This is a genomic window from Aliihoeflea aestuarii (genome assembly GCF_024105665.1).
Taxonomy (GTDB): domain Bacteria; phylum Pseudomonadota; class Alphaproteobacteria; order Rhizobiales; family Rhizobiaceae; genus Aliihoeflea; species Aliihoeflea aestuarii.
Genome location: NZ_JAAAMK010000002.1, coordinates 238,377 through 263,294, shown reverse-complemented (window position 1 = coordinate 263,294; position 24,918 = coordinate 238,377). Strand labels below are relative to the sequence as shown.

General features: G+C 61.5%; 31 protein-coding genes. 18 read left to right on the top strand and 13 right to left on the bottom strand.

Annotated features, from left to right (window positions below; genetic code table 11):
- Positions 1-4: 4 nt before the first annotated feature.
- The 5 genes from GTW25_RS05575 to GTW25_RS05555 all read right to left on the bottom strand — a co-directional run bounded on the left by GTW25_RS05575 (position 5) and on the right by GTW25_RS05555 (position 2,672).
- Complete coding sequence (locus tag GTW25_RS05575) at positions 5-376, bottom strand: bleomycin resistance protein (protein WP_252910976.1); 372 nt, start codon at positions 374-376, stop codon at positions 5-7.
- A 2-nt stretch (positions 377-378) separates the two neighbouring features.
- On the bottom strand, positions 379-693 hold the full coding sequence (gene hmuQ / locus GTW25_RS05570; RefSeq protein ID WP_252910975.1) for a heme-degrading protein HmuQ: 315 nt from the start codon (positions 691-693) through the stop codon (positions 379-381).
- Positions 693-944 carry a hypothetical protein gene (locus tag GTW25_RS05565; protein ID WP_252910974.1) on the bottom strand — a complete coding sequence of 84 codons (252 nt, stop codon included), beginning with the start codon at positions 942-944 and terminating at the stop codon, positions 693-695. Before GTW25_RS05565 ends, hmuQ begins: the two co-directional genes overlap by 1 nt.
- 30 nt (positions 945-974) lie before the next feature.
- Positions 975-1,958 carry an energy transducer TonB gene (locus tag GTW25_RS05560; protein WP_252910973.1) on the bottom strand — a complete coding sequence of 328 codons (984 nt, stop codon included), beginning with the start codon at positions 1,956-1,958 and terminating at the stop codon, positions 975-977.
- Positions 1,959-2,186: 228 nt separating this feature from the next.
- Complete coding sequence (locus tag GTW25_RS05555) at positions 2,187-2,672, bottom strand: hypothetical protein (protein ID WP_252910972.1); 486 nt, start codon at positions 2,670-2,672, stop codon at positions 2,187-2,189.
- A 216-nt stretch (positions 2,673-2,888) separates the two neighbouring features.
- On the opposite strand from GTW25_RS05555, the gene hemP reads away from it, so the two are divergent.
- Genes hemP through GTW25_RS05530 form a run of 5 tightly spaced genes read left to right on the top strand, consistent with a single transcriptional unit; the run spans position 2,889 to position 6,893 of the window.
- Positions 2,889-3,080 (top strand): hemin uptake protein HemP, encoded by a 192-nt coding sequence (gene hemP, locus GTW25_RS05550; RefSeq protein WP_252910971.1) that lies wholly within the window; start codon positions 2,889-2,891, stop codon positions 3,078-3,080.
- Positions 3,081-3,087: 7 nt separating this feature from the next.
- Complete coding sequence (locus tag GTW25_RS05545; RefSeq protein ID WP_252910970.1) at positions 3,088-4,140, top strand: hemin-degrading factor; 1,053 nt, start codon at positions 3,088-3,090, stop codon at positions 4,138-4,140.
- 15 nt (positions 4,141-4,155) lie between these two features.
- Positions 4,156-5,004 (top strand): heme/hemin ABC transporter substrate-binding protein, encoded by an 849-nt coding sequence (locus GTW25_RS05540; protein ID WP_252910969.1) that lies wholly within the window; start codon positions 4,156-4,158, stop codon positions 5,002-5,004.
- 1 nt (position 5,005) lies between these two features.
- A complete protein-coding gene (locus GTW25_RS05535) occupies positions 5,006-6,097 on the top strand; it encodes a FecCD family ABC transporter permease (RefSeq protein ID WP_252910968.1) in 1,092 nt (363 codons plus the stop codon).
- A 7-nt stretch (positions 6,098-6,104) separates the two neighbouring features.
- Entirely contained in the window at positions 6,105-6,893 is a 789-nt protein-coding gene (locus GTW25_RS05530; protein WP_252910967.1) for a heme ABC transporter ATP-binding protein, read from the top strand.
- A 1-nt stretch (position 6,894) separates the two neighbouring features.
- Here the strand turns inward: GTW25_RS05530 and rirA are convergent, their stop codons facing one another.
- Positions 6,895-7,359, bottom strand: a complete 465-nt coding sequence (gene rirA, locus GTW25_RS05525) for an iron-responsive transcriptional regulator RirA (protein ID WP_252910966.1) — start codon at positions 7,357-7,359, stop codon at positions 6,895-6,897.
- A 233-nt stretch (positions 7,360-7,592) separates the two neighbouring features.
- Between rirA and GTW25_RS05520 the strand changes: the two genes are divergently transcribed.
- The gene (locus GTW25_RS05520; protein ID WP_252910965.1) at positions 7,593-8,129 is read left to right on the top strand and encodes a GNAT family N-acetyltransferase; all 537 of its coding nucleotides are present in this window, start codon (positions 7,593-7,595) and stop codon (positions 8,127-8,129) included.
- Positions 8,130-8,177: 48 nt separating this feature from the next.
- Here the strand turns inward: GTW25_RS05520 and GTW25_RS05515 are convergent, their stop codons facing one another.
- Entirely contained in the window at positions 8,178-8,639 is a 462-nt protein-coding gene (locus GTW25_RS05515) for a phasin family protein (protein ID WP_252910964.1), read from the bottom strand.
- A 120-nt stretch (positions 8,640-8,759) separates the two neighbouring features.
- On the opposite strand from GTW25_RS05515, the gene GTW25_RS05510 reads away from it, so the two are divergent.
- The 3 genes from GTW25_RS05510 to ttcA all read left to right on the top strand — a co-directional run bounded on the left by GTW25_RS05510 (position 8,760) and on the right by ttcA (position 11,901).
- Complete coding sequence (locus GTW25_RS05510; protein WP_252910963.1) at positions 8,760-10,049, top strand: DUF445 domain-containing protein; 1,290 nt, start codon at positions 8,760-8,762, stop codon at positions 10,047-10,049.
- Positions 10,050-10,261: 212 nt separating this feature from the next.
- Positions 10,262-10,879 (top strand): 30S ribosomal protein S4, encoded by a 618-nt coding sequence (gene rpsD / locus GTW25_RS05505; RefSeq protein WP_252910962.1) that lies wholly within the window; start codon positions 10,262-10,264, stop codon positions 10,877-10,879.
- Between the two features lie 188 nt (positions 10,880-11,067).
- Positions 11,068-11,901, top strand: coding sequence for a tRNA 2-thiocytidine(32) synthetase TtcA (gene ttcA / locus GTW25_RS05500; RefSeq protein WP_252910961.1), 834 nt, complete (start codon positions 11,068-11,070; stop codon positions 11,899-11,901).
- Between the two features lie 3 nt (positions 11,902-11,904).
- Here the strand turns inward: ttcA and hisI are convergent, their stop codons facing one another.
- Complete coding sequence (gene hisI / locus GTW25_RS05495) at positions 11,905-12,342, bottom strand: phosphoribosyl-AMP cyclohydrolase (RefSeq protein WP_252910960.1); 438 nt, start codon at positions 12,340-12,342, stop codon at positions 11,905-11,907.
- Positions 12,343-12,357: 15 nt separating this feature from the next.
- Positions 12,358-12,996, bottom strand: coding sequence for a GTP cyclohydrolase I FolE (gene folE / locus GTW25_RS05490; RefSeq protein WP_252910959.1), 639 nt, complete (start codon positions 12,994-12,996; stop codon positions 12,358-12,360).
- A 223-nt stretch (positions 12,997-13,219) separates the two neighbouring features.
- Here folE and GTW25_RS05485 point away from each other — a divergent pair, with 223 nt between their 5' ends.
- The 6 genes from GTW25_RS05485 to GTW25_RS05460 all read left to right on the top strand — a co-directional run bounded on the left by GTW25_RS05485 (position 13,220) and on the right by GTW25_RS05460 (position 17,615).
- Positions 13,220-13,666, top strand: a complete 447-nt coding sequence (locus GTW25_RS05485; RefSeq protein WP_252910958.1) for an iron-sulfur cluster assembly scaffold protein — start codon at positions 13,220-13,222, stop codon at positions 13,664-13,666.
- 11 nt (positions 13,667-13,677) lie between these two features.
- A complete protein-coding gene (locus tag GTW25_RS05480; protein ID WP_252910957.1) occupies positions 13,678-13,968 on the top strand; it encodes a nucleotidyltransferase family protein in 291 nt (96 codons plus the stop codon).
- Complete coding sequence (locus GTW25_RS05475; RefSeq protein ID WP_252910956.1) at positions 13,965-14,339, top strand: HepT-like ribonuclease domain-containing protein; 375 nt, start codon at positions 13,965-13,967, stop codon at positions 14,337-14,339. The genes GTW25_RS05480 and GTW25_RS05475 overlap by 4 nt, the downstream gene beginning before the upstream one ends.
- Entirely contained in the window at positions 14,336-14,659 is a 324-nt protein-coding gene (gene yidD / locus GTW25_RS05470) for a membrane protein insertion efficiency factor YidD (protein WP_252910955.1), read from the top strand. The genes GTW25_RS05475 and yidD overlap by 4 nt, the downstream gene beginning before the upstream one ends.
- Positions 14,660-14,754: 95 nt before the next feature.
- The gene (gene thrS, locus GTW25_RS05465; RefSeq protein WP_252910954.1) at positions 14,755-16,713 is read left to right on the top strand and encodes a threonine--tRNA ligase; all 1,959 of its coding nucleotides are present in this window, start codon (positions 14,755-14,757) and stop codon (positions 16,711-16,713) included.
- 74 nt (positions 16,714-16,787) lie between these two features.
- A complete protein-coding gene (locus GTW25_RS05460) occupies positions 16,788-17,615 on the top strand; it encodes a lysophospholipid acyltransferase family protein (protein WP_252910953.1) in 828 nt (275 codons plus the stop codon).
- Position 17,616: 1 nt separating this feature from the next.
- Here the strand turns inward: GTW25_RS05460 and GTW25_RS05455 are convergent, their stop codons facing one another.
- Positions 17,617-18,603, bottom strand: coding sequence for an RgsD C-terminal domain-containing protein (locus tag GTW25_RS05455; RefSeq protein WP_372493082.1), 987 nt, complete (start codon positions 18,601-18,603; stop codon positions 17,617-17,619).
- Positions 18,604-18,865: 262 nt separating this feature from the next.
- Between GTW25_RS05455 and GTW25_RS05450 the strand changes: the two genes are divergently transcribed.
- Together GTW25_RS05450 and GTW25_RS05445 are read left to right on the top strand one after the other, a co-directional pair.
- A complete protein-coding gene (locus GTW25_RS05450) occupies positions 18,866-19,450 on the top strand; it encodes a nitroreductase family protein (protein WP_252910951.1) in 585 nt (194 codons plus the stop codon).
- Positions 19,450-20,076: a flavin reductase family protein gene (locus GTW25_RS05445; protein WP_252910950.1), complete on the top strand. Its 627-nt coding sequence runs from the start codon at positions 19,450-19,452 to the stop codon at positions 20,074-20,076. Before GTW25_RS05450 ends, GTW25_RS05445 begins: the two co-directional genes overlap by 1 nt.
- On the opposite strand, the gene GTW25_RS05440 is transcribed toward GTW25_RS05445, so the two are convergent.
- Together GTW25_RS05440 and GTW25_RS05435 are read right to left on the bottom strand one after the other, a co-directional pair.
- Positions 20,077-20,949 carry an HpcH/HpaI aldolase/citrate lyase family protein gene (locus GTW25_RS05440; RefSeq protein WP_252910949.1) on the bottom strand — a complete coding sequence of 291 codons (873 nt, stop codon included), beginning with the start codon at positions 20,947-20,949 and terminating at the stop codon, positions 20,077-20,079. It lies immediately after the preceding gene.
- Positions 20,949-21,419 (bottom strand): MaoC family dehydratase, encoded by a 471-nt coding sequence (locus GTW25_RS05435; RefSeq protein WP_443592367.1) that lies wholly within the window; start codon positions 21,417-21,419, stop codon positions 20,949-20,951. The genes GTW25_RS05440 and GTW25_RS05435 overlap by 1 nt, the downstream gene beginning before the upstream one ends.
- Positions 21,420-21,505: 86 nt before the next feature.
- On the opposite strand from GTW25_RS05435, the gene GTW25_RS05430 reads away from it, so the two are divergent.
- Complete coding sequence (locus GTW25_RS05430; RefSeq protein WP_252910947.1) at positions 21,506-22,630, top strand: DUF2336 domain-containing protein; 1,125 nt, start codon at positions 21,506-21,508, stop codon at positions 22,628-22,630.
- Positions 22,631-22,653: 23 nt separating this feature from the next.
- Here GTW25_RS05430 and parE read toward each other — a convergent pair whose 3' ends face one another.
- A complete protein-coding gene (parE, locus tag GTW25_RS05425; RefSeq protein ID WP_252910946.1) occupies positions 22,654-24,711 on the bottom strand; it encodes a DNA topoisomerase IV subunit B in 2,058 nt (685 codons plus the stop codon).
- Between the last annotated feature and the right edge of the window lie 207 nt (positions 24,712-24,918).

Genomic DNA, 24,918 nt, shown 5'->3' with positions numbered 1-24,918 from the left:
TCGCTCAGGCGAAGCACTCGGTCGGCAGGCCGATCCGCAGAAGATTGCCGTCCGGGTCCCAGACATAGAATTCAGTCATGCCCCAGTCGCGGGACATGACTTCGCTGATTTTCTCGGCGCCGCGCGCCGTGAAATCAGCGTGGAGGGCCAGAACGTCGCGGCCGCGAATGTAGGCGGAGGAGACGGGCGGCAGCTTCTCGTCATCGGTCCGCCAGAAGTGCAGTTCGATCTCGCCGCGCGTGACGATGAGATAGTCTTCGTCCTCGTAATGCTCGCCTGAAAAGCCGAGCTTTTCCTCGTAGAAGCGCCGGGTGCGGGCAATATCGAGCGAGGGCAGGATGGGGATCGCGCGCGCCGTCTCCTCCAGATCGCGCATTGTCAGGCACCTTCGACGACGGAAAAGCCCTCGAACTGCGGATGTCCGATATAGGCGGGCTTCGTCGTTCCCGCGTTCTTGTGGGCATCGCGGAAATTCTGGGATTTGGTCCAGGCGGTGAAGTCGTCCTGGCTTTCCCAGACGGTATGCGAGGCGAAGAGCGTATAGCCTTCCGCTTCGTTCACCGGCCCGCGCAGAAGGTGGAACTCGCGAAACCCCTTCATTTCGGACAAGGTGGAGTCGCGGTTCTTCCAGACATCCTCGAAATCGGTTTCCGAGCCGTTCTTCACCTTGAAGCGGTTCATCGCGATATACATTAGACCTTACCTTTCATGCTGTGCGTCGGCCGTGCATCGAGCACGGCCTGCCTGTCGTTGCCGTCGAACCTGACGACATTGCCCGGACGAAAATCGTTGCCGAGCGCGATGGGATTGGGACCTGCCTGGATCATCGATCCCGGTCGGTTGGAAGCAAGATCGACGACGCGCTCGTCGGTTTCGATTTTGTGACGGCTTTCCAGAAGCGTGCGAAGCTGAGGATGAAGGCCGTCGCCCCGTTCGCTTGCCATCAGGTGAAATCCGAGCAGAGACATGGCCGGTTACCGGGAGAACACGAGAGGCACGGTGAATGGCCATGACGAACGCGCCGCGGCAGCGGGAATGGCCGGGAACGGCGAGGCGCGCTGCACCGTGGCGACGGCTGCCTGATCGAGAACGGCATGGCCGGAACTGCGCGCAACGGTGATGCCTGCCGCCTGCCCGGATGCGTTGACGGTGAAGCGTACATGCACCTCGCCGCGAATGCCCTGCCGCTGTGCATCACGCGGATATTGCAGCGCGCGGCGCAGCCGAGTGGCCACCTGACCGGGGTAATTGGATACGGCCGCGTTTCCGGCGGCGTTCGACTGTGCCGATTGGCCCGAAGGGGCGCTGGCCCCGCTTGCGCCACCCTGTTCGGCACCGCGGCGCGTGTCCGCCTGGTTCTGTCCGCCCGAGCCTTGCTGGCGTGGAGCGGCCTGCTGCTGGCGTGGCCGCTCGGTGCGCTGCGCCTGTTGTCTTGGCGGGGGCGGGGGCGTGTATTCGGGACGTGCGGTGGGGATCGGCACATCGACCAATGCCAGTTCGTCTTCGGGCAACGGCGCCAAAGTCTCAGGCTCGACCGCGGCAGTGTCCGGCGCTTCGGGCGGCGGCACAGCATCGGGGGGCACGGGCACGGCTTGTTCGGTAGGCTCGGGAGGGGTTTCCACCGGCTCGGGTTCGACCGCTTCGGATTGAACGGGTTCGATTTCCTGTGCGGGCTCCGGCTCGGTGCGCTCGGGTTGTACCGTTTCGGGCTGCACTGCCGCAATTTCCTGCTCGGGCTCGACCGCCTCGGCGGTATCGGTCGGCTCGACTGCCTCGGCGATTTCGCCCGCGGAAGTCAGGTCCTCCATCGCATTGCCCTGAATGCTCAGGACGACGGGCTGTCCGCCCGCAATCTGCACGGATTCGTCCGACGGCATCATGAACAGCCCGACGGCGCCTGCGTGAAGCGCGGTCGAAACGGCGAAAGCGGCGGTCCATTTGAGGTGGCGTGTTGTCATCTTCTCACATGCTGGGTCACGACCTGAATCGTCGCGGCATTTCTATTGTCGGCATCCAGCAGATGATCGAGCGGCCGTGTCATCGAGTTTCCGATCACGGCAAAGCCGAACATGGAAACGCCGACGACAACAAGAACCGCCGCTTCTCGGCCCTGTTTCGATGAGGGAAGACGCCAAACCGGCTTCATGGCAACACCTTATGCAAGATCACGACGGGACGGCGGCTGTTCAGGTTCCAAATTCGATCGATGTTCTGGTCGACGTTTCCAGGCTGTTCAGGCAGGCTCGCGGCTCGACACCGTCGCCGGTGCAATCGGTCGTATCGTTGATGAGGACGCGTCCCAGCCGATCACATTGCGTGCCCTTGAAGTCGAATTGCCGGACTTTCGTGCCGGCATCCGGCAGATCCTGAAAATCGACGACGGTGATGCGTTCGACTGTTCCTTCGGCATCGAAAAGAACGAGTTCGAACGCCGCCCGCGACAGATCGCTGCCCATGCCGTTTTCCACAACGAAGGTCAGCCGGCATCCGCCATCGGATGGCTGAAGCGAATTGAGCTCGACCGATAGCGGCCCCGTCTGCGTTTCCTGCGCGGCCTCCGACGTCGTTTCTGCCTGCGCATCGTCCGGCGTCGCGTTTTGCGCAAAAGCAGACGAGCACAGGAGTGCCCCGATCATGAGGCCAAGAGGAAGACGCTTGGAAATCAGGGGCATGAAACTCTCCGAATTGCGGCGTGAGGGACGTTGGGGCAGCGTATTTTGCGCCGGGCAGCTTGTCGACGTTCGATGTGAAAGGCTATTTGTTGAGTGAAATACTCCGGTATTGCCATCCCCTATAAAACCTGATTATTGGTGTCAAGAATACAAACTTTCATGTCGCCCAGCCAGCCCTCGGCAAGCCCGGCACTTCAAGGGGTATGAGACGTGAACATGAGCAACGCACCCGACGCGTTCACGGACCGGTCGAAGACCGACTGGAAGCCGACGGACTCCCATTTTGAACTGCGCCGCCTGAAGAGTTCGGACCTCTTCGCCGGGCAGACCGAAATCGGCATCGATCACGGCGGCTCGCTATACCGCCTCAAGATCACCCGCCAGGGCAAGCTGATCCTCAACAAATAGGTGTTCCATGACGACTTTCATCAAGCCGTCGCCGCGCGAAATCCGTCAGGCTCGCGCTGACAATCCAAAAATGCGCGAGCGCGATCTTGCTGCACAACTCGGCATCAGTGAGGCGCAGTTCGTCGCCGCGCATGTCGGCGAGGGCACCACATGCATCGAGCCGCGCGTGAACGACCTTCTTGCAGGTCTCGAAGCCGTCGGCGAAGTGATGGCGCTGACCCGCAACGAAAGCGCCGTGCATGAGAAGATCGGCTTTTACGACAACGTCCACCCGGGCACGCACAGTGCGATGGTGCTGGGCGGCGAGATCGATCTTCGGATATTTCCGCGTGCGTGGGCACACGGCTTCGCGGTGGAAAAGCGCGACGGCGACGATATCCGCCGCAGCCTGCAATTCTTCGACACGTTCGGAAACGCGGTCCACAAGATCCATCTGCGCCCGGCATCCAACCTCTACGCTTTCCACAAGCTCGTGGCTGAACTCGCCAGCGACGAACAGGTGCAGGAACTTGAGATCGAACACTCGGCGCCTTCCGCGGTAGTGCCTGCCGACGCCGACGGCAACGCCGTTCGCGAGCGCTGGAGCACGATGACCGATCCGCACCAGTTCGTCGGGCTTTTGCGTTCGCTGAAACTGTCGCGCCGCGAGGCCGTCGGTCTGGTCGGCGACGATTATGCCTGGCAACTGGATGTCAGCGGCCTGAATGCGATGTTCAATCACGCCGTGGATCAGGGCTTCCCGATCATGTGCTTCGTCGGCAACCAGGGTTGCATCCAGATTCATTCCGGGCCGATCGTGAACGTCAAGCCGATGGGACCGTGGATCAACGTCATGGATCCGACATTCCATCTCCATTTGCGGGCCGATCACGTTGCCGAACTATGGGGCGTGCGCAAGCCGACCAAGGAAGGGCACGCCACGTCCATTGAAGCCTACGACGCCAAGGGTGAACTCATCATCCAGTTCTTCGGCAAACGGTCGGAGGGCCAGGATGAGCGAAGCGACTGGCGCCTGATCGCCGAGAACCTGCCGCGCGTCGCGCGCTCGACAGCGGCGTGAATCGGGATTTCATCAATGACAATCGTCCGTAGTCTGCTTTCCGTAGCGCTGGTTTCACTCGCTACGTCCGCCGTCGCGCAGGAACGCATCGTCGCGATCGGTGGTTCCTTGACCGAGATTGTCTACGCGCTCGGGCAGGAAGAGCGGCTGATCGCACGCGATTCGACCAGCCTGTTCCCCGCGCAGGCGCTCGATTTGCCCGATGTCGGCTATATGCGCGCCCTGTCGCCGGAAGGCGTGCTTTCCGTCGATCCCGATCTGATCCTGACGCTCGAAGGGGCGGGGCCGCCCGAAGCGGTTGCGGTCATCAAGTCGGCGAGCGTGCCGGTCGTGACGGTGCCGGAAAGCTTCGACCGCGAAGGGGTGCTGGCGAAGATCGATGCGGTCGGGCAGGCACTCGGTATCGAAGAGGAAGCCGCCGAGCTTGCGGCAGACGTCGATGCCGATCTGCGCGCCGCCGAAGATGCGGCGGCCTCGATCGATGAACGCGCCAGAGTGCTGTTCATCCTGTCCATGGAAGGCGGCCGCGTGCTGGCTTCCGGCACCGGAACGGCCGCGAACGGGATGATCGAACTGGCCGGCGGGCAGAACGCCATCACCGATTATGCCGGCTACAAGCAATTGACCGACGAGGCGATCGTGACGGCGTCACCCGATGTCATCCTGCTGATGAATCGCGGCGGCGAGAGTGAACCGACATCGACAGACCTGTCGTCGCAGCAAGCTCTCTCGGTGACGCCCGCGGCGCAAAACGGTCGGGTCGTCCTCGTCGAAGGCAATTACGTTCTCGGCTTTGGTCCGCGTACGGGCGCGGCCGCCCGCGAACTCGCCGACGAACTCTACGGCAACACCGTGACGGACTGACATGGCATTGGTGCAAAATCTGCCGACGACGCGTTTCGGACGGATGCGCGCGGCGGGCGATCGATCCGCCCTCGGCAGGCTTGTCATCGCCACGCTCGCGCTCGTGCTCGTTTTCGTCTCGCTGTTCAGCCTGACGACGGGCGCTTCGGACGCGTCCGTGGCCGATCTCATCCGTGCCTCGTTTTCCGAGGATGCCGTCATTTCGGCGCGCGACCGCGTCATCATCTACGAAATTCGCCTGCCGCGCATCGTGCTCGGCATTCTGATCGGCGCGGCTCTCGCGGTGTCCGGAGCGGTGATGCAGGGGCTTTTCCGCAATCCGCTCGCCGATCCGGGGCTCGTCGGTGTTTCGGCGGGTGCAGGGTTGGGCGCGATTTCGATCATCGTATTGGGCGGCACTGCGCTCGGGCCAGTCGTTGCGCTTTTCGGCATCTACGCGCTGCCGCTCGCAGCCTTTTGCGGCGGGCTGGCGACGACGCTGCTTCTCTATAAAGTCGCCACGCGACGCGGCCAGACGTCGGTCGCAACCATGCTTCTGGCCGGTATCGCGCTGGGCGCCCTGGCGGGCGCTTTTTCCGGCGTTCTCGTCTACATGGCGAACGACAACCAGTTGCGCGATCTGACTTTCTGGGGGCTGGGATCGCTTGCGGGCGCGACCTGGGCCAAGATCGCGGCAGCAGGACCGATCATCGTCCTGGCACTTCTGGCCGCGCCCTTTCTGGCGAAGGGCCTCAATGCGCTCGCGCTTGGCGAAGCGGCTGCCAATCATCTCGGCGTGCCGGTTCAACGATTGAAGAACACCGCGATCGTCGCGGTTGCCGCTGCCGTTGGCGCGTCCGTCGCAGTGTCCGGCGGGATCGGGTTCATTGGGATCGTGGTGCCGCATCTCCTGCGCCTTTCGATCGGGCCGGATCATCGCTATCTCTTGCCGGCCTCCGCTCTGCTCGGCGCGAGCCTGCTTCTTCTGGCCGATGCCGTGTCGCGGACCATCGTGGCGCCGGCGGAACTGCCGATTGGCATCGTAACGGCCGCCGTCGGCGCCCCGTTCTTCCTGTGGATATTGCTGCGCCGTCGCGGCGTGCTCGACCTTTGAGGGCGACATGATCGAAGCGAAAAACGTGAGGGTTTCGCTCGGTGGCAGGCAGATTCTGTACGGGATCGATTTCGCCGCGCGCGCGGGCGAAGTCACGGCGATCGTCGGGCCGAACGGCTCCGGCAAATCGACCTTTTTGAAAGCGCTGTCGGGGGATTTGCGTTCGACGGGCGAGATTGTGATCGCAGGCCGCGACCTGAAAATCATGAAGCCATGGCAGGCGGCCGGTCTTCGCGCTGTCCTACCGCAACAGACCGTCCTGTCGTTCCCGTTCACCGTGCGTGAGATCTTGCGTCTCGGTCTGCTGGGCGGACGGTCCGGCGTCCCAGTGCGAGATCTAGAAACGCTGCCCGAACGTGCCCTGACCAAGGTCGATCTGGCCGGTTTTGCTGGACGCTATTATCAGGAACTGTCGGGCGGCGAGCAGCAGCGTGTTCAGTTGGCGCGGGTGCTGTGTCAGGTTTGGCAGCCGGTCGTCGACGGAACTTCGCGCTTCCTCTTTCTCGACGAGCCTGTGTCCAGCCTCGACGTGAAGCATCAGCTCGTGATCATGGAGATCGCGCGCGACTATGCGCGGCGCGGCGGCGGCGTGATCGCGGTTCTGCACGATCTCAACCTGACGGCGATGTTCGCCGACGAGGTGATGATGGTTCATGAGGGCAGGGTGGCGGCAGTCGGTTCGCCTGCGGCGGTTCTCACCGATACGACCATCGAGCGCGTATTCGATTGCCGGCTGCGCGTCGGTCGCACGCCGCGATCCGGCGTGCCGTTCGTTCTGCCGCAATCCGTGGCGTAATTCAGTTCACGGCAAGCTGGCGCGGTGGCTCGATGTCGATGCCAAGAAGCGAGCGGACATTCGGGCGGGCGTCGATCAGCGTCTCGATCGTATAGCTTTCAAGAACCTCGAAGAACGCGCCGAGCGCCTTGCGCAACGCCTCGTTGAGCGCGCACGAATCGACCAGAGGGCAGTCGGTCGCATCCTTCTCGAAGCATTCGGCCATGGCGAAGTTGTCCTCCGTCACGCGCACGACATCGAAAAGGGTGATCTCAGCCGCAGCGCGCCCAAGACGCACGCCGCCATTGCGCCCGCGAACCGTCTCGACCATGCCGTGCTCGACCAACGGCTGCAAAATCTTGAACAGGAACAGCTCCGACACGCCGTAAGCGCTGGCGATTTCCGGAATGCGGCTCAGCCGCCCGTGATTGGCTGCGCAATACATGAGAATGCGAATTGCATAATTGGTCTGACGGGTCAGTCTCATGGCGTGCCTTTCGCGATTCCATCGTTCGCAATGTACGATGCATTTCTTAGAACTATTCCAGACAAGGCGCAACTCAAAAACATGAACACAGATATCATGTTTTAAAGCGCATGGCTGCCATGCGCGGCGAATGACCACTTGAAAATTGATGCTGCAATGCACAATATACCGGTCGGGTCGAATGCTTCGATTCAGGGGAGGAGCCCTTGATAGAGAGCGGCGACATGAATGACATGGCAACACTGAAAACGAACGCATCCGGTGTCATCCGACAGCTTCGGCCATCGGACCTTTCAAAATTCCGCGAGCATCTTGGCCGTCTCGACATCGAGAGCCGTCGCGACCGCTTCAACGGTCCGTCCAGCGACGCTTTCGTCGAAGCCTATGCCGAGCGCGCGTTTCGCGCGGGAACGACTGTTATCGGTTATGTCGAGAACGGCGAAGTGCTCGGCGCGGCAGAACTTCACGAGATTGATGGAGACGGCGAGCCGACCGGAGAGATCGCTTTCTCGGTCGAAAGAACGCTTCAGCATCGCGGCATCGGGAGCCGTCTGTTCCAGCGGCTTATCTGGCATGCGCATGCGTTGGGATACACGCAGTTGCGCGTGACCACGCACCCTCAGAACCAGGCGATGAAGCGGCTCGCCTCCAAATTCGATGCGCGGTTGCGGTTCGAGGGCGGCGAGACGGTCGGCCTGATCGAACTGGAGCCCGCCGAAGAGGTCTTCGCTCCACAAATGATGTCTCAGGCTCGATTTCTGGCGGCCTGAATACAAAAAGCCCGGTCGAAACCGGGCTTTTTTAGATGTCAGATGATTTCAGGCGGCTGTCTTGACCTGATCCTGAACGATCTTCGTGTTTTCGCTCATCAGTGTCTTCGCCTGTTCGGCTGCGCCGCGGATGCGCTCGATATTGGCGCTGGTCGCCTCGCGCACATAGTCGCTCTGGATCGACACTGCGTCACCGAACGAATTGGCGTCGGCAAGCTTTTCCACCGTAGCGAAATAATGCTGCGTGTTGGCAAGCGTCACGTCGAGCATCGAGCGGGTTACCGTCGAATAGCTGCCGGCGAAGGGGCCGAACATCGACTTCGCCTGATCGGCAAAAGATACGAACTGCTTGTGGGCTTCTTCGGCGCGCGTCGAAGCGGCAACGGCCTGGCTGCGAACGAAATCGCGAGTGGCCTCCGGTATCTGCACAGTTGCGCCGAGTTCGTCGAACGTACGCGTGAATCCGTTGAAAAACGATGCTGCGGTCTGGTCGGTCTTGGTCTTTGCCATTTCAAACTCCATTCTCTTCAATGAGCCATGGTTGGACCCCGCCCGTTATGGCCCGAGGCTGAAGCGTATATAGAGATGAATTTGTGCAATGCAACATAAAATCAGTGTGCGATGCAAAATATGTTGAATCGGACTGATGTCAAAGACCGAATCGCTGCGCTGGACGATGAAAATAAAGCCCGCGCCCTGAAGCGAACCAAGGCCGTCGCGACCGGCTCGCTTGTCCTGTGCGTAGCGATCTTTTTGGCCGCGCGCGCGTTCCAGCCGGATTATCCGGCGCTGGCATATGTCGCCGCTTTCGCGGAAGCCGCCGCCATCGGCGGCATTGCCGACTGGTATGCCGTCGTCGCCCTTTTCCGGCGTCCGATGGGGTTGCCGATCCCGCACACGGCGATCATTCCGCGCAATAAGGACAGGATCGCGGACAATCTCGGCCGCTTCATCGAAGGCAATTTCCTCAAGGAGGATGTCGTTCGCGCGAAGTTGAAGGAAGTCGATTTCGGACGTCTCGTCGCCGAATGGCTTGGCGAGCGGCGGCATGCCGACGATCTCGCCGGTTTCGTCACGCGGATGACGCCACAGGCATTGGCAGCGCTCGAGCACTCGAACCTGCGTGGTTTTCTCGGACAGCGGGTCATTGAGCGTCTGGAGCGGATCGACATCGCGCCGCTGGCCGCCGAATTGTTGTCGGCGGTGACCGCGGAGCGTCGCCATCAGCGCCTGTTCGACGGGCTTCTCAAGGTCATGAGCGGCATCCTGAACGATGAGGCGACTCTTGCCGTCATGCGGGACAAGATACGCGGCGAGCTTCCGACGCTTGCCAATATCTTCCGCGCGGACGCCTATCTCCTGAACAAGATCGTCGCAGCGGCAGGTCGGCTTATGGAGGAGGCGGCCGGCGATGCGGATCACCCGCTGCGCCGCGAATTCGATGAATTCGCCCTACGCTTCATCGAGGATCTAAAAACCGATCCCGCCTATGTCGCGCGGGCTGAGCGCATCAAGGCCGATCTGCTCGCACGTCCGGAACTTGGGCGGCTGGCGGACGAGATATGGAAGAGCCTTGCCGCCTTCCTGACGGAGGATGCACAAGCAGAGGACTCAATCATCCGCGCCCATCTGGCATCGATGTTTGTTGAGATCGGCAAAAGGCTTGCGGACGACGAAGCGATCCGAGCCGACATGAATGCCGGTTTCGTCGTCGCGCTGGCGTCTTTCGTCGAAGAGCAGAAGGCAGGGGTCGCGACATTCATCGCCGATCAGGTGAAGGCATGGGACATCATGCAGACGACGCGGCTGATCGAACTCAATATCGGCCGCGACCTGCAATATATACGCTTCAACGGCATGATCATCGGCGGAATTGCGGGTCTGCTGCTGCATATCGGCGAGCGAGCGATCTTTGGTTAGGCGCGTGTCGCTTGACAATTTTTGTGCAGTCGCATAGCAGACCACTCAACGCCGCGCCGCAAAAGCGCGGTGTTTCATTTGACGTGTCCCGTGGATCGGCCCGAAGCGTTGGGCAAGATCCTGTCAGGTCTCGAAAAAGGAGGCCAGAGGAGGGCGCGTTTCCTTCGCCCGAAGCGTGAGCTTTCGGGTGCAATTGTTTGAAAGGGAATGCGATGAGCAAGCGCCAGTCCGCTAAGTACAAGCTCGACCGCCGTCTTGGCGAAAACATCTGGGGTCGCCCCAAGTCGCCGGTCAACAAGCGTGAATACGGCCCCGGCCAGCATGGTCAGCGCCGCAAGGGCAAGCTGTCCGACTTCGGTCTGCAACTGCGCGCCAAGCAGAAGCTGAAGGGCCACTACGGAGATATCTCCGAGAAGCAGTTCCGCAAGACCTACGAGGAAGCCGACCGTCGCAAGGGCGATACGCCGGACAATCTGATCGGTCTGCTCGAGTCGCGCCTCGACGCGATCATCTACCGCGCGAAGTTCGCGCCGACGATCTTCGCTGCGCGCCAGTTCGTCAATCACGGTCACGTCAACGTCAACGGCCGCCGCACGAACATTTCGTCGTTTCGCTGCCGTCCGGGCGACGTCATCGAAGTGCGCGAGAAGTCGAAGCAGCTCGTCGTCGTTCTCGAAGCCGTCCAGCTCGCAGAGCGTGACGTTCCGGACTACATCGAGGCCGATCACTCGAAGATGACCGCGACCTTCGTTCGCGCTCCGGGCCTCGCGGACGTTCCGTTCGCTGTCCAGATGGAACCGAACCTCGTCGTCGAGTTCTATTCGCGCTAATTTTCCTGACGTCGTGCTCGGGCTTTTTCCGAGCATCTGCAAACGTGCCAATAATGTTTGGCGTCGGCAAATCCTCGGCACAAGGCCGAGGATGACGGCCAAGTGTGAAGCGAAGCTCAATGACAGTATCAAGGCCGCGTTTCGACGCGGCCTTTCTTTTTGCCTGCATCTCGGTCTAAATCCGCCCTATGACGATCCAGCCCAGGGACGACGATTTCGCTGCCGCCGCGCCACCGATGATGGCGGACGCACCGCGTTCGGTCGAATTCAACAAACTGCGAAAGCGGCTGTTGCGCCAGACGCGTGAGGCGCTCGACGATTTCGCGATGGTCAAGCCGGGTGAAAAGTGGCTCGTCGCACTATCCGGCGGCAAGGACTCCTACGGGCTTCTCGCCGTTCTGCTCGACCTTCAGTGGCGCGGGCTGTTGCCGGTCGAGATTCTCGCCTGCAACCTCGATCAGGGCCAGCCCAACTTTCCCAAGCATGTGCTGCCCGATTTCCTCAACCGGCACGGCATCGCGCACCGGATCGAGTATCGCGACACCTATTCCATCGTGACGGAGAAGGTGCCTCAGAACGCCACCTATTGTGCGCTCTGCTCGCGGTTGCGGCGCGGCAATCTCTACCGGATCGCGCGGGAGGAGGGGTGTTCGGCCGTGGTGCTCGGCCATCACCGCGAGGACATTCTGGAAACGTTCTTCCTGAATCTCTTCCATGGCGCGCGGCTTGCCGCCATGCCGCCCAAGCTTCTCAACGACGACGGCGACGTGATGGTGTTGCGTCCGCTTGCCTATTGCGCGGAGGCGGATCTCGCCAAGTTTGCCGAGGCCATGCGCTTCCCGATCATTCCCTGCGATCTGTGCGGCAGTCAGGACGGGCTGCAACGCAACGCGATGAAGGACATGATCGCGGAGATGGAGAGGCGTATGCCGGGCCGAAAGGAAGCGATGATCCGCGCTCTGGCCAATGTACGCCCCTCGCATCTGCTCGACACGAAGCTCTTCGACTTCGCAGGCCTGTAGCCATCAGCGATAGATGTCGGCCGGGTCGAATTTCGGCTCGGACTCGATCACAAGCCGCGCTTCGCCGTCGCTGTTTTCGATCCTGCGATAGAAGCAGGAGCGGCGGCCCGTGTGACATGTCGCGTCATGCCCGGATACGTTGACTGTCAGGACGACGGCGTCCTGATCGCAATCGGTTCTCATCTCTACGATCTGCTGAAGATTTCCGGATGTTTCGCCTTTCTTCCAAAGCGATTTGCGCGAGCGCGACCAATAATGCGCGATGCCGGTTTCGATGGACAACGACAGCGCCTCTGCATTCATATGCGCGACCATCAGCACCGCGCCATCCTTCGCGTCCGTTACGACGGCCGTCAGCAGCCCGGACGCATCGAAGCGCGGCGCGAAAACGGCACCCTCTTCGAGTGCCGCCTTGGATGGCGGCGGTAAAGCGAATTTCATGACGTGTCTGATCGATTAGGAGCGCATGTCGCGCAACTGCATCATGAAGCGCGCCTGCTCTTCGGGATGATTGCGGAACGCGCCTGTAAAGGTCGAGGTCAGCGTGGACGAGCCCTGTTTGCGGATGCCGCGCATGGCCATGCACATATGTTCGGCCTCGATGATGACGGCGACGCCTCGCGGGTTGAGCGCTTCCTGGATCGCGCCGGCAACCTGCGCCGTCATCGCCTCCTGCGTCTGCAAACGCCGTGCAAAAATATCGACGACGCGCGCGATCTTCGACAGTCCCACTACGCGGCCGTCCGGCAGATAGCCGACATGCGCCTTTCCGATGATCGGCACCATGTGGTGCTCGCAGTGCGAATAAAACGGAATGTCGCGGATCAGGACGAGATCGTCATAGCCGGCGACCTCCTCGAACACGCGGCCGAGTTCCTCGGCCGGGTCCTCGTCATAACCGCCGAACATCTCGCGATAGGCCTTCGCGACACGCTTGGGCGTATCTGCGAGACCTTCGCGGCCCGGATCGTCGCCCGTCCAGCGCAACAGGACGCTGACCGCGTCTTCCACCTCGGCCTGTGTCGGGCGGGGTGCAGTTTCGGATTTCTGGTCGGCTTCGGCGCGATTGGGGAATGATTTCACTATGGCGTCCATGAAAAGGCGTCTCCCGTAGTTCCTCTCTGATACGGAGGAACGAGTTGAACGGACCACAGCCTTTTTCGGAACGAGCCCGATACGGCGTGCATGCTGTCGGATCGGGCTTGGCAAACGCCTTGTCGCCTCGACATCACGGTCCTTATATATGTATCGAGCCAATGATGGAAAGACGCCCGCGCGTCGTCTGCTCTGCCGATAGCGCTAAATGGGACGATTTTTCATGATCAACGACGTTTACAACGCAAAAATTCTCGGATTCGCTGGCAATATCGAGCGGCTTGGGCGGCTTGACGCACCTGACGCGTCCGCGACGGCGCATTCGAAGCTTTGCGGTTCCACCGTGACGATCCATCTGAAGATGGATGGCGACGTGGTCAGCGATTTCGCGCATGAGGTGAAAGCCTGTGCGCTCGGACAGGCGTCATCTTCGATCATGGCCCGCAATGTCATCGGCTCATCGGCGGATGAATTGCGCGCCGTGCGGGAGACGATGCGCACGATGCTCAAGGAAAACGGTGCACCACCTGAGGGCCGCTTTGCCGATCTGCGCTATCTGGAACCCGTTCGCGACTACAAGGCGCGTCATGCCTCGACTATGCTGACATTCGACGCGGTGGTCGATGCGATCGACAAGATCGAGAAGAAACGGGCAGGCGAGGCGGCCTGAGGAGAATACAGATGCGACCATCTCAAGCTCTAAAGCAACATCGCAGTGAAGTTTTGAACGTGATCGCACGTTACCAACTTTCGAATCCCCGGATTTTCGGTTCTGTCGCTCGTGGTGAAGATCGAGAAGACAGTGATATCGACATCCTCGTAGACTATGATTCGCCGATATCGACTTTCAAATTGGCGGAGTTGGAACTTGCTCTAGAAGCGATACTGAATACGCGCGTCGATGTGCGCCTGCCGAGCGAACTGTCGATTGCCGCCAACGAGACGGCGTCTCGCGATATGCGGCCCATATGACGGCTAATGCTGCAACGATCGTCGTCAGATTGAATGATATCGCTCACTGGACCGCGCGCATGCGGCGTCACATCGGCGATGCAGATTACGCTACGTTCGAGCGCGACCCCATGATGCAGGATGCGGTAATTCGTTGCCTTGAAGTTATTGGTGAGGCTGCGGGTCAGATTCTAAAGATCGACCCGGATGCGGGTTCGAATTTTCCGACTCTGGCTCTCCGTCAGGCTTATCGGGCACGGAACAGGTCCTCTCACGGTTATGGTTCCGTAAGCTTGGATGTTATTTGGCAAACCGCAACGGTCGATGCACCAAATTTGGCAGAATCGACCGTTGACGTGTTGCGGATGTTATCTTCTTCAAAGCCGGAATGATGATCCGCTCGCGAAACTGGTCCGGTCCATGGCGTCCCACGCCCGGCCGGCTCTTCGGCACAGGCTTCGTGCGGTTCTATCAACTCACTCTTTCCGGCTTCGTCGGCAATTCCTGCCGGCATTATCCGACCTGCTCGGAATTCGCCTATGAGGCGATCGCGCGGCATGGGCTTTGGCATGGCGGCTGGATGGGGCTGTTCCGGGTGGCGCGTTGCGGTCCGGGGGGGACGCACGGCATCGATCTCGTTCCAGAAGCGCTCGAAACAGATCAGCGCTGGTTCGCGCCGTGGCGATTGTGGCGTATCAGCCGCAAATCCTGACCTTCCGACGCCTTGCCGCTGCCCGATCGATCCGCTAAACGCGCGTCATCAACAACCACCTGCGCTCGTTTGCAGGACTGGATAGGAGCATGAGCATGCCTGACGTTTCCCTGACATTTCCCGATGGTTCCGTGCGCGCCTATGACGCTGCCGCAACGGGTGCCGATCTCGCCAACTCCATTTCGAAGTCGCTTGCCAAGAAGGCCATCGCCTACGCGGTCAATGGCACCGTGCGCGACCTTTCCGACCCGCTTGGGGCTGACGGCGCGGTCGAGATCATCACACGCGACGATCCGCGCGCGCTCGAACTCATCCGCCACGATGCGGCACACGTATTGGCTGAAGCGGTACAGGAACTGTGGCCGGGAACACAGGTGACCATCGGACCGGTCATCGAGAACGGATTCTATTACGATTTCGCCCGCGACACGCCATTCACGCTCGACGACCTGCCGGTCATCGAAAAGAAGATGCGCGAGATCATCGGCCGCAACAAGCCGTTCACGAAAGAGGTATGGACGCGCGAAAGGGCGCGGCAGATCTTCGCCGACAAGGGCGAGAGCTATAAGGTCGAGCTGATCGACGCGATCCCGGAAGATCAGGACCTCAAGATCTACGCGCAGGGCGACTGGTTCGATCTGTGCCGCGGGCCGCACATGGCGTCCACCGGCCAGGTTGGAACCGCTTTCAAACTGATGAAGGTCGCGGGTGCCTACTGGCGCGGCGATTCCAACAATCCGATGCTGACGCGCATCTACGGCACGGCGTGGGCGGATCAGGCCGAACTCGACGCCTATCTTCATATGCTCGAAGAAGCCGAGAAGCGCGATCATCGCCGCCTCGGCCGCGAGATGGACCTGTTCCATTTCCAGGAGGAAGGGCCGGGCGTGGTCTTCTGGCACGCCAAGGGCTGGCGCATGTTCCAGAAACTGACGGCCTATATGCGCCGCCGGCTCGAAGGCGACTACGATGAAGTGAACGCGCCTCAGGTGCTCGATTCCTCGCTCTGGCAAACCTCGGGCCACTGGGGCTGGTACAAGGAGAACATGTTCGCGGTGCAGTCGGCCGATCCGAAGGCCGAGGATCAGCGCGTCTTCGCGCTGAAGCCCATGAACTGCCCCGGCCATGTCATGATATTCAAGCATGGGTTGAAGTCCTACCGCGAACTCCCGATCCGTCTTGCGGAGTTCGGCACGGTGCATCGCTACGAACCGTCGGGCGCGCTTCACGGTCTGATGCGCGTGCGCGGTTTCACGCAGGACGACGCGCACATCTTCTGCACGGACGAGCAGATGGCCGCCGAGTGCCTGAAGATCAACGATCTGATCCTGTCGGTCTACGAGCATTTCGGCTTCCACGAGATCGTCGTGAAGCTTTCGACGCGACCCGAGAAACGCGTCGGATCGGACGCGCTGTGGGATCGCGCCGAAGCCGTCATGATGGACGTTCTCAAGCAGATCGAGGCGCAGTCGGGCGGACGCATCAAGACGGGCATTCTCGAAGGCGAGGGCGCGTTCTATGGGCCGAAATTCGAATACACGCTGCGCGATGCGATCGGGCGGGAGTGGCAATGCGGCACGACGCAGGTCGATTTCAACCTGCCCGAACGCTTCGGCGCCTTCTACATCGACTCCGATTCGGAGAAGAAGCAGCCGGTGATGATCCACCGCGCAATCTGCGGTTCGATGGAGCGTTTCCTCGGCATCCTGATCGAGAATTTCGCCGGGCACTTCCCGCTCTGGTTCGCGCCGGTTCAGGTAGTGGTGGCGACGATCACGTCGGATGCCGACGATTACGCGAAATCCGTCGTCGCGAAGCTTCGCGCCGCCGGACTTCACGCCGAGACCGATCTTCGTAACGAGAAGATCAACTACAAGGTCCGTGAGCACAGCCTTGCCAAGGTCCCTGTGATCCTCGTTTGCGGCAAACGGGAAGCTGAGGAAGAATCGGTCAACATGCGCCGGCTCGGCTCGCGCGACCAGTCGTCGCTTTCGCTGGCCGAGGCGATCGATACGCTTTCGAGCGAAGCGGTTCCGCCAGATTTGCGCGGATGACGGCCTGACGATCGCGGGGCGGCTCGCTCGCCCCGCTTCACATCGCTGTCACGCGAGTCCGCCATGCTTCGTGCATGAAAACCATTGTCGGCCACGCGCTCTTTCCGGAACTGACCTACGCCAATGACGGCCACAGCCGTCTGCAGCGCTTCGTCATCGAGGCAATCGAGACGCTTGCCGGCCGCAACCGGCTCGCCAGCCTCTACGATTCCTGGCGGCGCGAAGTCGTGCCGAGCGGCGACGCGATGTTTCAAAAGATGTTGGCGATGGTGGGTATCGAGCTGCGTCTGTCGGGCACCTGGCCACCTTCGTTGCCTGATACACCATTGGTCATGGTCGCGAACCACCCGTTCGGCATCGCAGACGGAATCGCGATCCTGTCTTTGGCCGAGCGGCTCGGCCGGCCGTTTCGCGTCATGATCCATTCCGACCTGTTGAAGGTCGAGGAGATGCGGCCCTATGCATTGCCCATCGATTTTTCCGATACCCGCGAAGCGATGGCGAACAACCTTGCGGTGCGTCATGAGGCGGTCGCGCTTCTGCGACAGGGCGTGACGATCGTGATTTTCCCGGCCGGAGGCGTGTCGACCGCTGCTCGCGGATTCGGCAAGGCGCAGGATCTGCCATGGAAGACCTTCGCCGCGCGCCTCGTGAAGGATGCACGAGCGTCGGTCATGCCGCTTTATTTTTCAGGGCAGAACAGCTTGCTGTTTCATCTGGCCACGCGGGTGTCGATGACGCTGCGCCTGTCGTTGCTAGTGCCCGAATTCGTAAGGCGCATGGGAAAGCCGATCGACGTGACGATAGGTCGGATTATTCCCGCAGACGCCCTTGCTGAACTCGATGACCGCAAGGCGATACTTCAAACCGTCCATCGGGCGGTGTTCTCGCTGGCGAAGTGAATTAATCGCCCGTGCCGATGACTTCGCGTCCGCTCGTCTCGTCGGCGAGCACCTCGACGTCGCTGTTGCGGCCGGCGACGACCTGAAACTCACGTTCGTAAAGACGCTCGCGGTTGCGCGCGGCGGCGACATATTTCCCTTCCGACAGAACCATGGTGGCGAAAGCGCCGACGCTTTCGCGCACGATGTCGCCCGAATCGGTCAATACGGCCCAGGATGTGTCCGCGATCGCCTCGCCGCCTGCCTCACGCACGAGTTTCATCGTCACTTCCGCCGCCTTGTGCTCGACGGTCGCCTCGGTGAGCTGACCGGCCTCGACGCGAATGTCGGATCGGATCACCGCGTTGACGTTTCCGTAGGTGGAAACGACGTGGTAGATGCCGCTGTTCAGCCGAACCACGGTTTGAGGACTGACATTGGGGACGATCAACGCACGATCGCCTGCCGCGTCGCCCCCGCCTTCGAAAATGGAAAAGCGCAATTTGTCGGACGGAATGTCGGCGCCGCCCGCGATGACGGCGTCGAGTTTCATGCCGCCGGCGTCCAGCACGAATTGTTCGTCGCGTTGGTCCGGCCCGACTGTCAGGCGCTTCGTGGCGCCGGCACGTCCGAATGCCGCGTGTACGAGATAGCTGCCCGGATCGAGCTGGAAATTGCTCGTTCCTCCCTGAGCCGTCGCGATCAAGGGCAGCGCGCCGTCCGGGCCGGGTTCGGGCCGGAAGACCCGCCAGACCATACCGCGCTGAATTTCGTCGCCCTCGGGCGTCAGCCGTGCCGAGAGCGTCAGCGATCCTGCGCCCGGCAGCGCGAGCGGGGTGCCGATGATCGGTGCGGCATAGCCGGTTATCCCCGGCAGCTCGATCTGCGGCAGCGGCATCGGGAGCTGAAACTGCGGTAAAGCGCCCGACTGCGTGTCTGTCTGTGACTGGATCGGGGGCAGCGAGAGTGGGGCCGGCGTAACGGCACCCGGCAGTTCGAGGCGAGGCATCGCGCCGGAAGGCGGTTGCGAGACGTCGCGATTGCCGCCGATGCCAGGACCACCACCGAACATTCCACCGGGGCCGCCTTCCTGCGCGAGTGCGGGAGCGGCAACTGTCAGCGCAGCCAGAGCAATGACCGAGGTCAGTCGCATGGGGAGTGGTGGAAGCAAGCGATCATGTCTTGCGTTGAACCTGAATCCGGTGGCATTTTCAAGGCTCTCATCGCGCGGCATGCGCGTTCCCCAAACCTCCCCGAACAGGAGCAACGGTTTGACGTCTTCGACGATCGACTTCCTTCTTGGCAGAAAATCCGCTCCCATAGCGGAACTGCGCGATCCCGGACCGAGCGAGCAGGAAATCCGAACCCTGCTGACGATCGCCGCGCGCGTGCCGGATCATGGCCGCCTCGTGCCGTGGCGTTTCATTCTTTATCGTGGAAACGCGCGGCGCGAAGTCGGTGAAAAGCTCGCAGACCTTGCCGAGAAGCGCGAAGGACCGTTGACGGACGCCCGCCGCGAGCAGGAACTGACGCGCTTTTCGCGTGCGCCGCTTGTCATCGGCGTCGTCCATGTGCCGCGCGACAATCCCAAGATTCCCCAATGGGAGATGCATTTGTCGGGCGGGGCGGTGGCCATGAGCCTGCTGATCGCGGCGAACGCGATGGGCTACGGCGCCAACTGGATCACCAACTGGTATTCCGATGTCGAGGAAGGCCGTGCCATACTCGGGCTCGAACCGCATGAGCGTGTCATCGGCTTCGTCCATATCGGCAATTTCGACGGTGATGTGTTCGAGCGCCCGCGTCCCGATCTCGACGCCGTCACGTCCGATTATTCCGGCCCGAAGGAAACATAATGTTCTACGAACCCGCCAAGGGCCACGGCCTGCCGCACGACCCTTTCAAGGCCATCGTCGCGCCGCGGCCGATCGGCTGGATTTCCTCGATCAACGCCAAGGGCGACGTGAATCTGGCGCCCTATTCGTTCTTCAATGCGCTTTCGACGCATCCGCATCTCGTGATGTTCTCGTCCGAAGGCGAAAAGGACAGCGTTGTGTTTGCCCGCGAGAGCGGGGAGTTCGTCGTCAATCTGGTGGGGCAGGCGCTCGTCGAGCAGATGAACGCGTCCGCCGTCGATGCGCCGCGCGGCGTTTCGGAATTCGACTATGCCGGACTGACGCCCGCACTCTCACGCATGGTCAGGCCGCCTCGCGTCGAGGGTGCGCTGGCGGCGCTCGAATGCAAGGTCACGGAAATCCTCGAGCCCAAGGGCCTCGACGGCAAGACCGGAGAGCGATTCGTCGTCTTCGGTGAGGTGGTGGGCATCCATATCGACGAGGCCGTGATGACCGATGGTCTGTTCGACATCGTCAAGGCGGGCACGGTCGCTCGCCTCGGCTACATGGACTACGCCGCCGTAACCGAAACGTTCCAGATGCGCCGCCCGCGCTGGGCCGACACCAAGCCCGCAAAGACCGGCTGATCAGGCGAGGCCGGCGACGCGGGCGCGTTGAAGCAGGCGCTCGGCCCGCTTCAAATGCGGGCGGTCATACATGGCACCGTCGATGCCGACGACGCCCGGATTTCCGGCGTCCGCAAAAGCATCGACTATGGCCCGCGCGTGGGCAATCGCCTCGGCCGAGGGCGTAAACACCGCATTGATGACGGGCACCTGCGCGGGGTGGATTGCCATGCGTCCGGTAAAGCCATCCCGTACGGCGTGCTCACAATCGCGCCGGAAGCCGTCTTCGTCGCGAAAATTCGGAAACACCGTATCGATCGCGGCGACTTGCGCGGCGCTGGCGGCCAGAAGCGTCACCGCCCGCGCCAGCCGGAAAACGTCCGTATATTCACCGTCCCCCCGTCGCGTGACGGACGCACCGATTTCCGCCGACAAATCTTCGGCGCCCCATGTCAGACCGATGAGCCGCGAATCCGGCGCGTAAGTGTGCGCATTGAGAACGCCCGCGCCCGTTTCGGTGATGATCGGAAGAATGCCGGTCACGCGGTCGGCCAGCCCATGGTTCGCTTCATGGACCCGCAGCTTTGCCGAAAGCCGGACGACATCGTCGAGCCCGCCGGCTTTCGGCAGCATGATCGCGTCGGGGGCGCCCGCCATGATGGCGGCAAGATCGTCGTCCGTCAGCCCGGTGGACAAATCATTGAGCCGCACGAGTAAAATGGCGGTCCTTTCACTGTGCGCGGCAAGGAATTCGGCCGTCAGCGCCCGCGCGGCCTGCTTGTTCGCGGCTGAGACCGAATCCTCAAGATCGATGATGAGCGCGTCGGCGCCCGATTGCAGTCCTTTTTCCAGCTTGCGTTCGGAATCGCCGGGAACGAAGAGCAGCGACCGCATCAGGCCGGCTTCCGCAGCATCATCGCCTGACGCGTGCATCTGGCGACCAGAACATTGTTCTGGTTATAGGCTCGATGCTCGAACTCGACGACGCCCCGATCCGGTTTCGACTTCGACGGGCGCACGGACTTGATTTCGGTTTCCACACGCATCGTATCGCCATGGAAGAGGGGATGCGGGAAGGCCGTATCGGTCATGCCAAGATTGCCGATGGTTGTTCCCAGCGTCGTGTCATGTACCGAAATGCCGATCATCAGGCCGAGCGTGAACAGCGAATTGACCAGCGGCTTGCCCCATTCGCTCTTGGCGGCGAAATCAAAATCGATATGCAGCGGCTGCGGATTCAGCGTCATGACCGAGAAGAGCATGTTGTCGCTCTCGGTGATCGACTTGGTCAGTACGTGACGGATCACCTCGCCCGGAACGAACTCCTCCAGATAGAGCCCAGCCATGTTTGTGCCTCCTCGCATCTTGCTCGCATGCCTTAAAGAATATGGTGAACCGTTCGTAAACCAATTCGCGCTAGCGTCCACCGGAGTTTGCGATGGGGGCTAAAGTGACGACTGCAACTGCGGAACGGTTCCTGCGCTCGACGCGGGCGGCAGATCGTGCGACGGCGGCCGAGTATCTCGCAAATCTATATCTCGATATCGGCACGTTCGCAGATGAACGGCATGCGGCCGAGTGCGCTCTGACGCTTCTGGCCGATGATCCGTCCCCGAAGGTTCGCGCAGCCATCGCCACGTCATTGGCCGGCAGCAGCCGCGCACCGCTTCACATCGTTCTTCATCTGGCAAAGGACCAGCCCGGCGTCGCCGGGTCGATCCTGCTGCGATCGCCGCTGTTGGGCGAGGGCGACCTCATCGAACTGGCCGCTACACTGGATGCAAAGGGCCAGACTATGATCGCGCGCCGCCCCGCCTTGACGGCACGCGTCGCCGCGGCCCTATGCGAACTCGGCGCACTAGAGGCGGTGATCGAGCTTGCCCGCAACGAGGACGCCGACATTCTTGCCTGGTGCTTTCGCCGAATGGTGGAGCGCTTCGGAACCGACGGCGAGTTGCGCGAAATCCTGATCCGCGATCCTCGCCTTCCCATCGATTGCCGGCATCGGCTTCTGGCAAGTCTTGGCGACGTTCTGCGCCAGTCGTCATTCGTGTGCGCCCTGATCGGAACGGATCGGGCGGCAAGGGTTACGCGCGACGCCTGCGCGCGCTCGTCTGTCTCGCTCATCGACCGGTCACGCCCGGCCGAGTTCTCGTCTCTCGTCGATCGATTGCGCCAGTCCGGCGAATTGACGACGGCGCTCGTCCTGCGCTGCATTGCGGGCGGCAAGGTCGATTTTTTCGGTCATCTCGCGGCGCATCTGGCATCCATACCGCAGGATCGGGTGCGGACCCTTATCGTTTCGGGTCGCGATCTGGCGCTGGTCGCTCTTTTCGACAAAGCCGGTTTCGCGCCGTCTATACATCCACCGCTGACCGCGGCGATCCATCTGTGGCGTGCTTCCATGCGCGGCGACCATATAGGCGGCCCACGAGAGGCAAGTCAGGTGATGATCGACTGTCTGACGGGAAGTTCCGATCCGCAATCGGTCGCGATCGTCAGTCTGTTGCGTCAAATCCAGTCCGATGCGATCCGTGCTTCCGCGATCGAAACGTCCCGGTCGATCGCCGCCTAAGCGCCGCGATCTTTCAGATTACGTCAGATATCCAGCTCGTCGGCGAATTCCGCGCGGTCCTGAATGAACCGGAAACGCGCTTCGGGCTTCGTGCCCATCAGCGCATCGACCGAAGCGCGCGTTTCATCCTCGGCTTCCTGAACCTCGACGCGCAGAAGCGTGCGCTTCTTCGGGTCCATCGTCGTTTCCTTGAGCTGGCTGGCCATCATTTCACCCAGACCTTTGAAACGACCGATCTCGACCTTGCCGCGCCCGGTGAACTCGGTGCGCAGGAGTTCGTCCTTGTGGGCGTCGTCGCGCGCATACATGGTCTTGCCGCCCTGCGTCAGCTTGTAAAGGGGAGGAACGGCCATATAGAGATGTCCGTCGCGAATGAGTTCGGGCATTTCCTGATAGAAGAAGGTGATCAGAAGCGCGGCGATATGGGCGCCGTCAACGTCGGCGTCCGTCATTATGATCACGCGGTCGTAGCGCAAATCCTCGTCGCGATATTTCGATCGCGTGCCGCAGCCGAGCGCCTGGATGAGGTCGGCGATCTGCTGGTTGGCGGTGAGCTTTTCGCGGCCGGCGCTGGCGACGTTCAGGATCTTGCCGCGCAACGGCAGCACGGCCTGGCTGGCGCGGTCGCGGGCCTGCTTGGCGGAGCCTCCGGCCGAATCACCCTCCACGATGAAGATTTCGGCGCCGGCAGCGGCGTTCTGGGTGCAGTCGGCCAGTTTGCCCGGCAGGCGCAATTTGCGGACCGCGCTCTTTCGGCTGACTTCCTTCTCCTGCCTGCGGCGCACACGTTCGTCGGCGCGAGCGATGACCCAGTCCAGAAGTTTCGACGCCTCCTGCGGATTGTCCGCAAGCCAGTGGTCGAACGGATCGCGTACCGCGTTCTCGACGATGCGCTGCGCCTCGCCGGTCGCCAGGCGATCCTTCGTCTGCCCGACGAATTCGGGCTCACGGATGAAGACCGAGAGCATTCCTGCGACCGAAATCATCACGTCCTCGGCCGTGACGATCGAGGCGCGCTTGTTGCCGGTCAGATCCGCATAGGCGCGCAGGCCGCGCAAAAGCGCGTTGCGCATGCCCGTCTCGTGCGTGCCGCCTTCAGGCGTCGGGATCGTGTTGCAATAGGAATTGAGGAAACCGTCGCCGCCGTGCCACGTCACGGCCCATTCGAGTGAGCCATGGCCGCCCGATTTCTCGCTCCTGCCGGCGAAAGGTTCGCGTGTGACCTGATAGTCCGTGCCGAGCGAGGCAAGCAGATAGTCCTTCAATCCGCCGGGGAAATGGAACGTCGCCTTGTCCGGCGTCGGGTCCTTTTCCCCGATGAGCGAGGGATCGCACGACCAGCGGATCTCGACGCCGCCGAACAGATACGCTTTGGAGCGCGCCATCTTGTAGAGGCGTGCGGGCTCGAACTTCGCCTTGTCGCCGAAAATCTGCGCATCGGGATGAAACCGCACCTTCGTACCGCGCCTGTTTTGCACATCGCCGACGACCTCCAGCCCGCCCTGCGGGATGCCGCGGGAGAAGCGTTGGCGATAAAGCTTGCGGCCTCGCGCCACTTCCACCTCGAGATCGTCCGACAGCGCGTTGACGACCGAAACGCCGACACCGTGGAGGCCGCCTGAGGTCTCGTAGACCTTCGAATCGAACTTTCCGCCCGCATGCAGCGTGGTCATAATGACCTCGAGCGCCGATTTATCCTTGAACTTCGGGTGCGGATCGACCGGAATGCCGCGCCCGTTATCGGTCACCGAAAGAAATCCGTCGGCCGAGAGTTCGACCTCGATGAAGGTCGCGTGACCTGCGACCGCCTCGTCCATCGAGTTGTCGATGACTTCGGCGAAGAGGTGATGCAACGCCTTTTCATCGGTGCCGCCGATATACATGCCGGGCCGCCGGCGCACGGGCTCAAGTCCTTCCAGGACCTCGATGTCGGCTGCGCTGTATCCATCGCTCGCCTCACGCGGCGCCGGTGTCGCGGAACGCCTGGACGCGGCTACGATAGGATCGACAGGGCGTGCGGACGGCTTTACCGGCAGGGCCGTGCCGCCGAGATCGCCGAAAAGATCATTGTTGTCGTCCATGGCACAGGATCGTCCGTTTGCGAATCAGCGGAGGATATATCCGCTCTTTCTCATGATAGAAGGAAACGCTCTAATGCAGGAGATCGCGGCAAAATTGAAGGGTATCGTTCCCGATTCGTCCACAGGCCGGTGCGCATGACGACGACGTTCATCAAAAAGTGGAATGGCAAGTGTAATCGATTAGGAACAATTGACGGAGTAAATGTG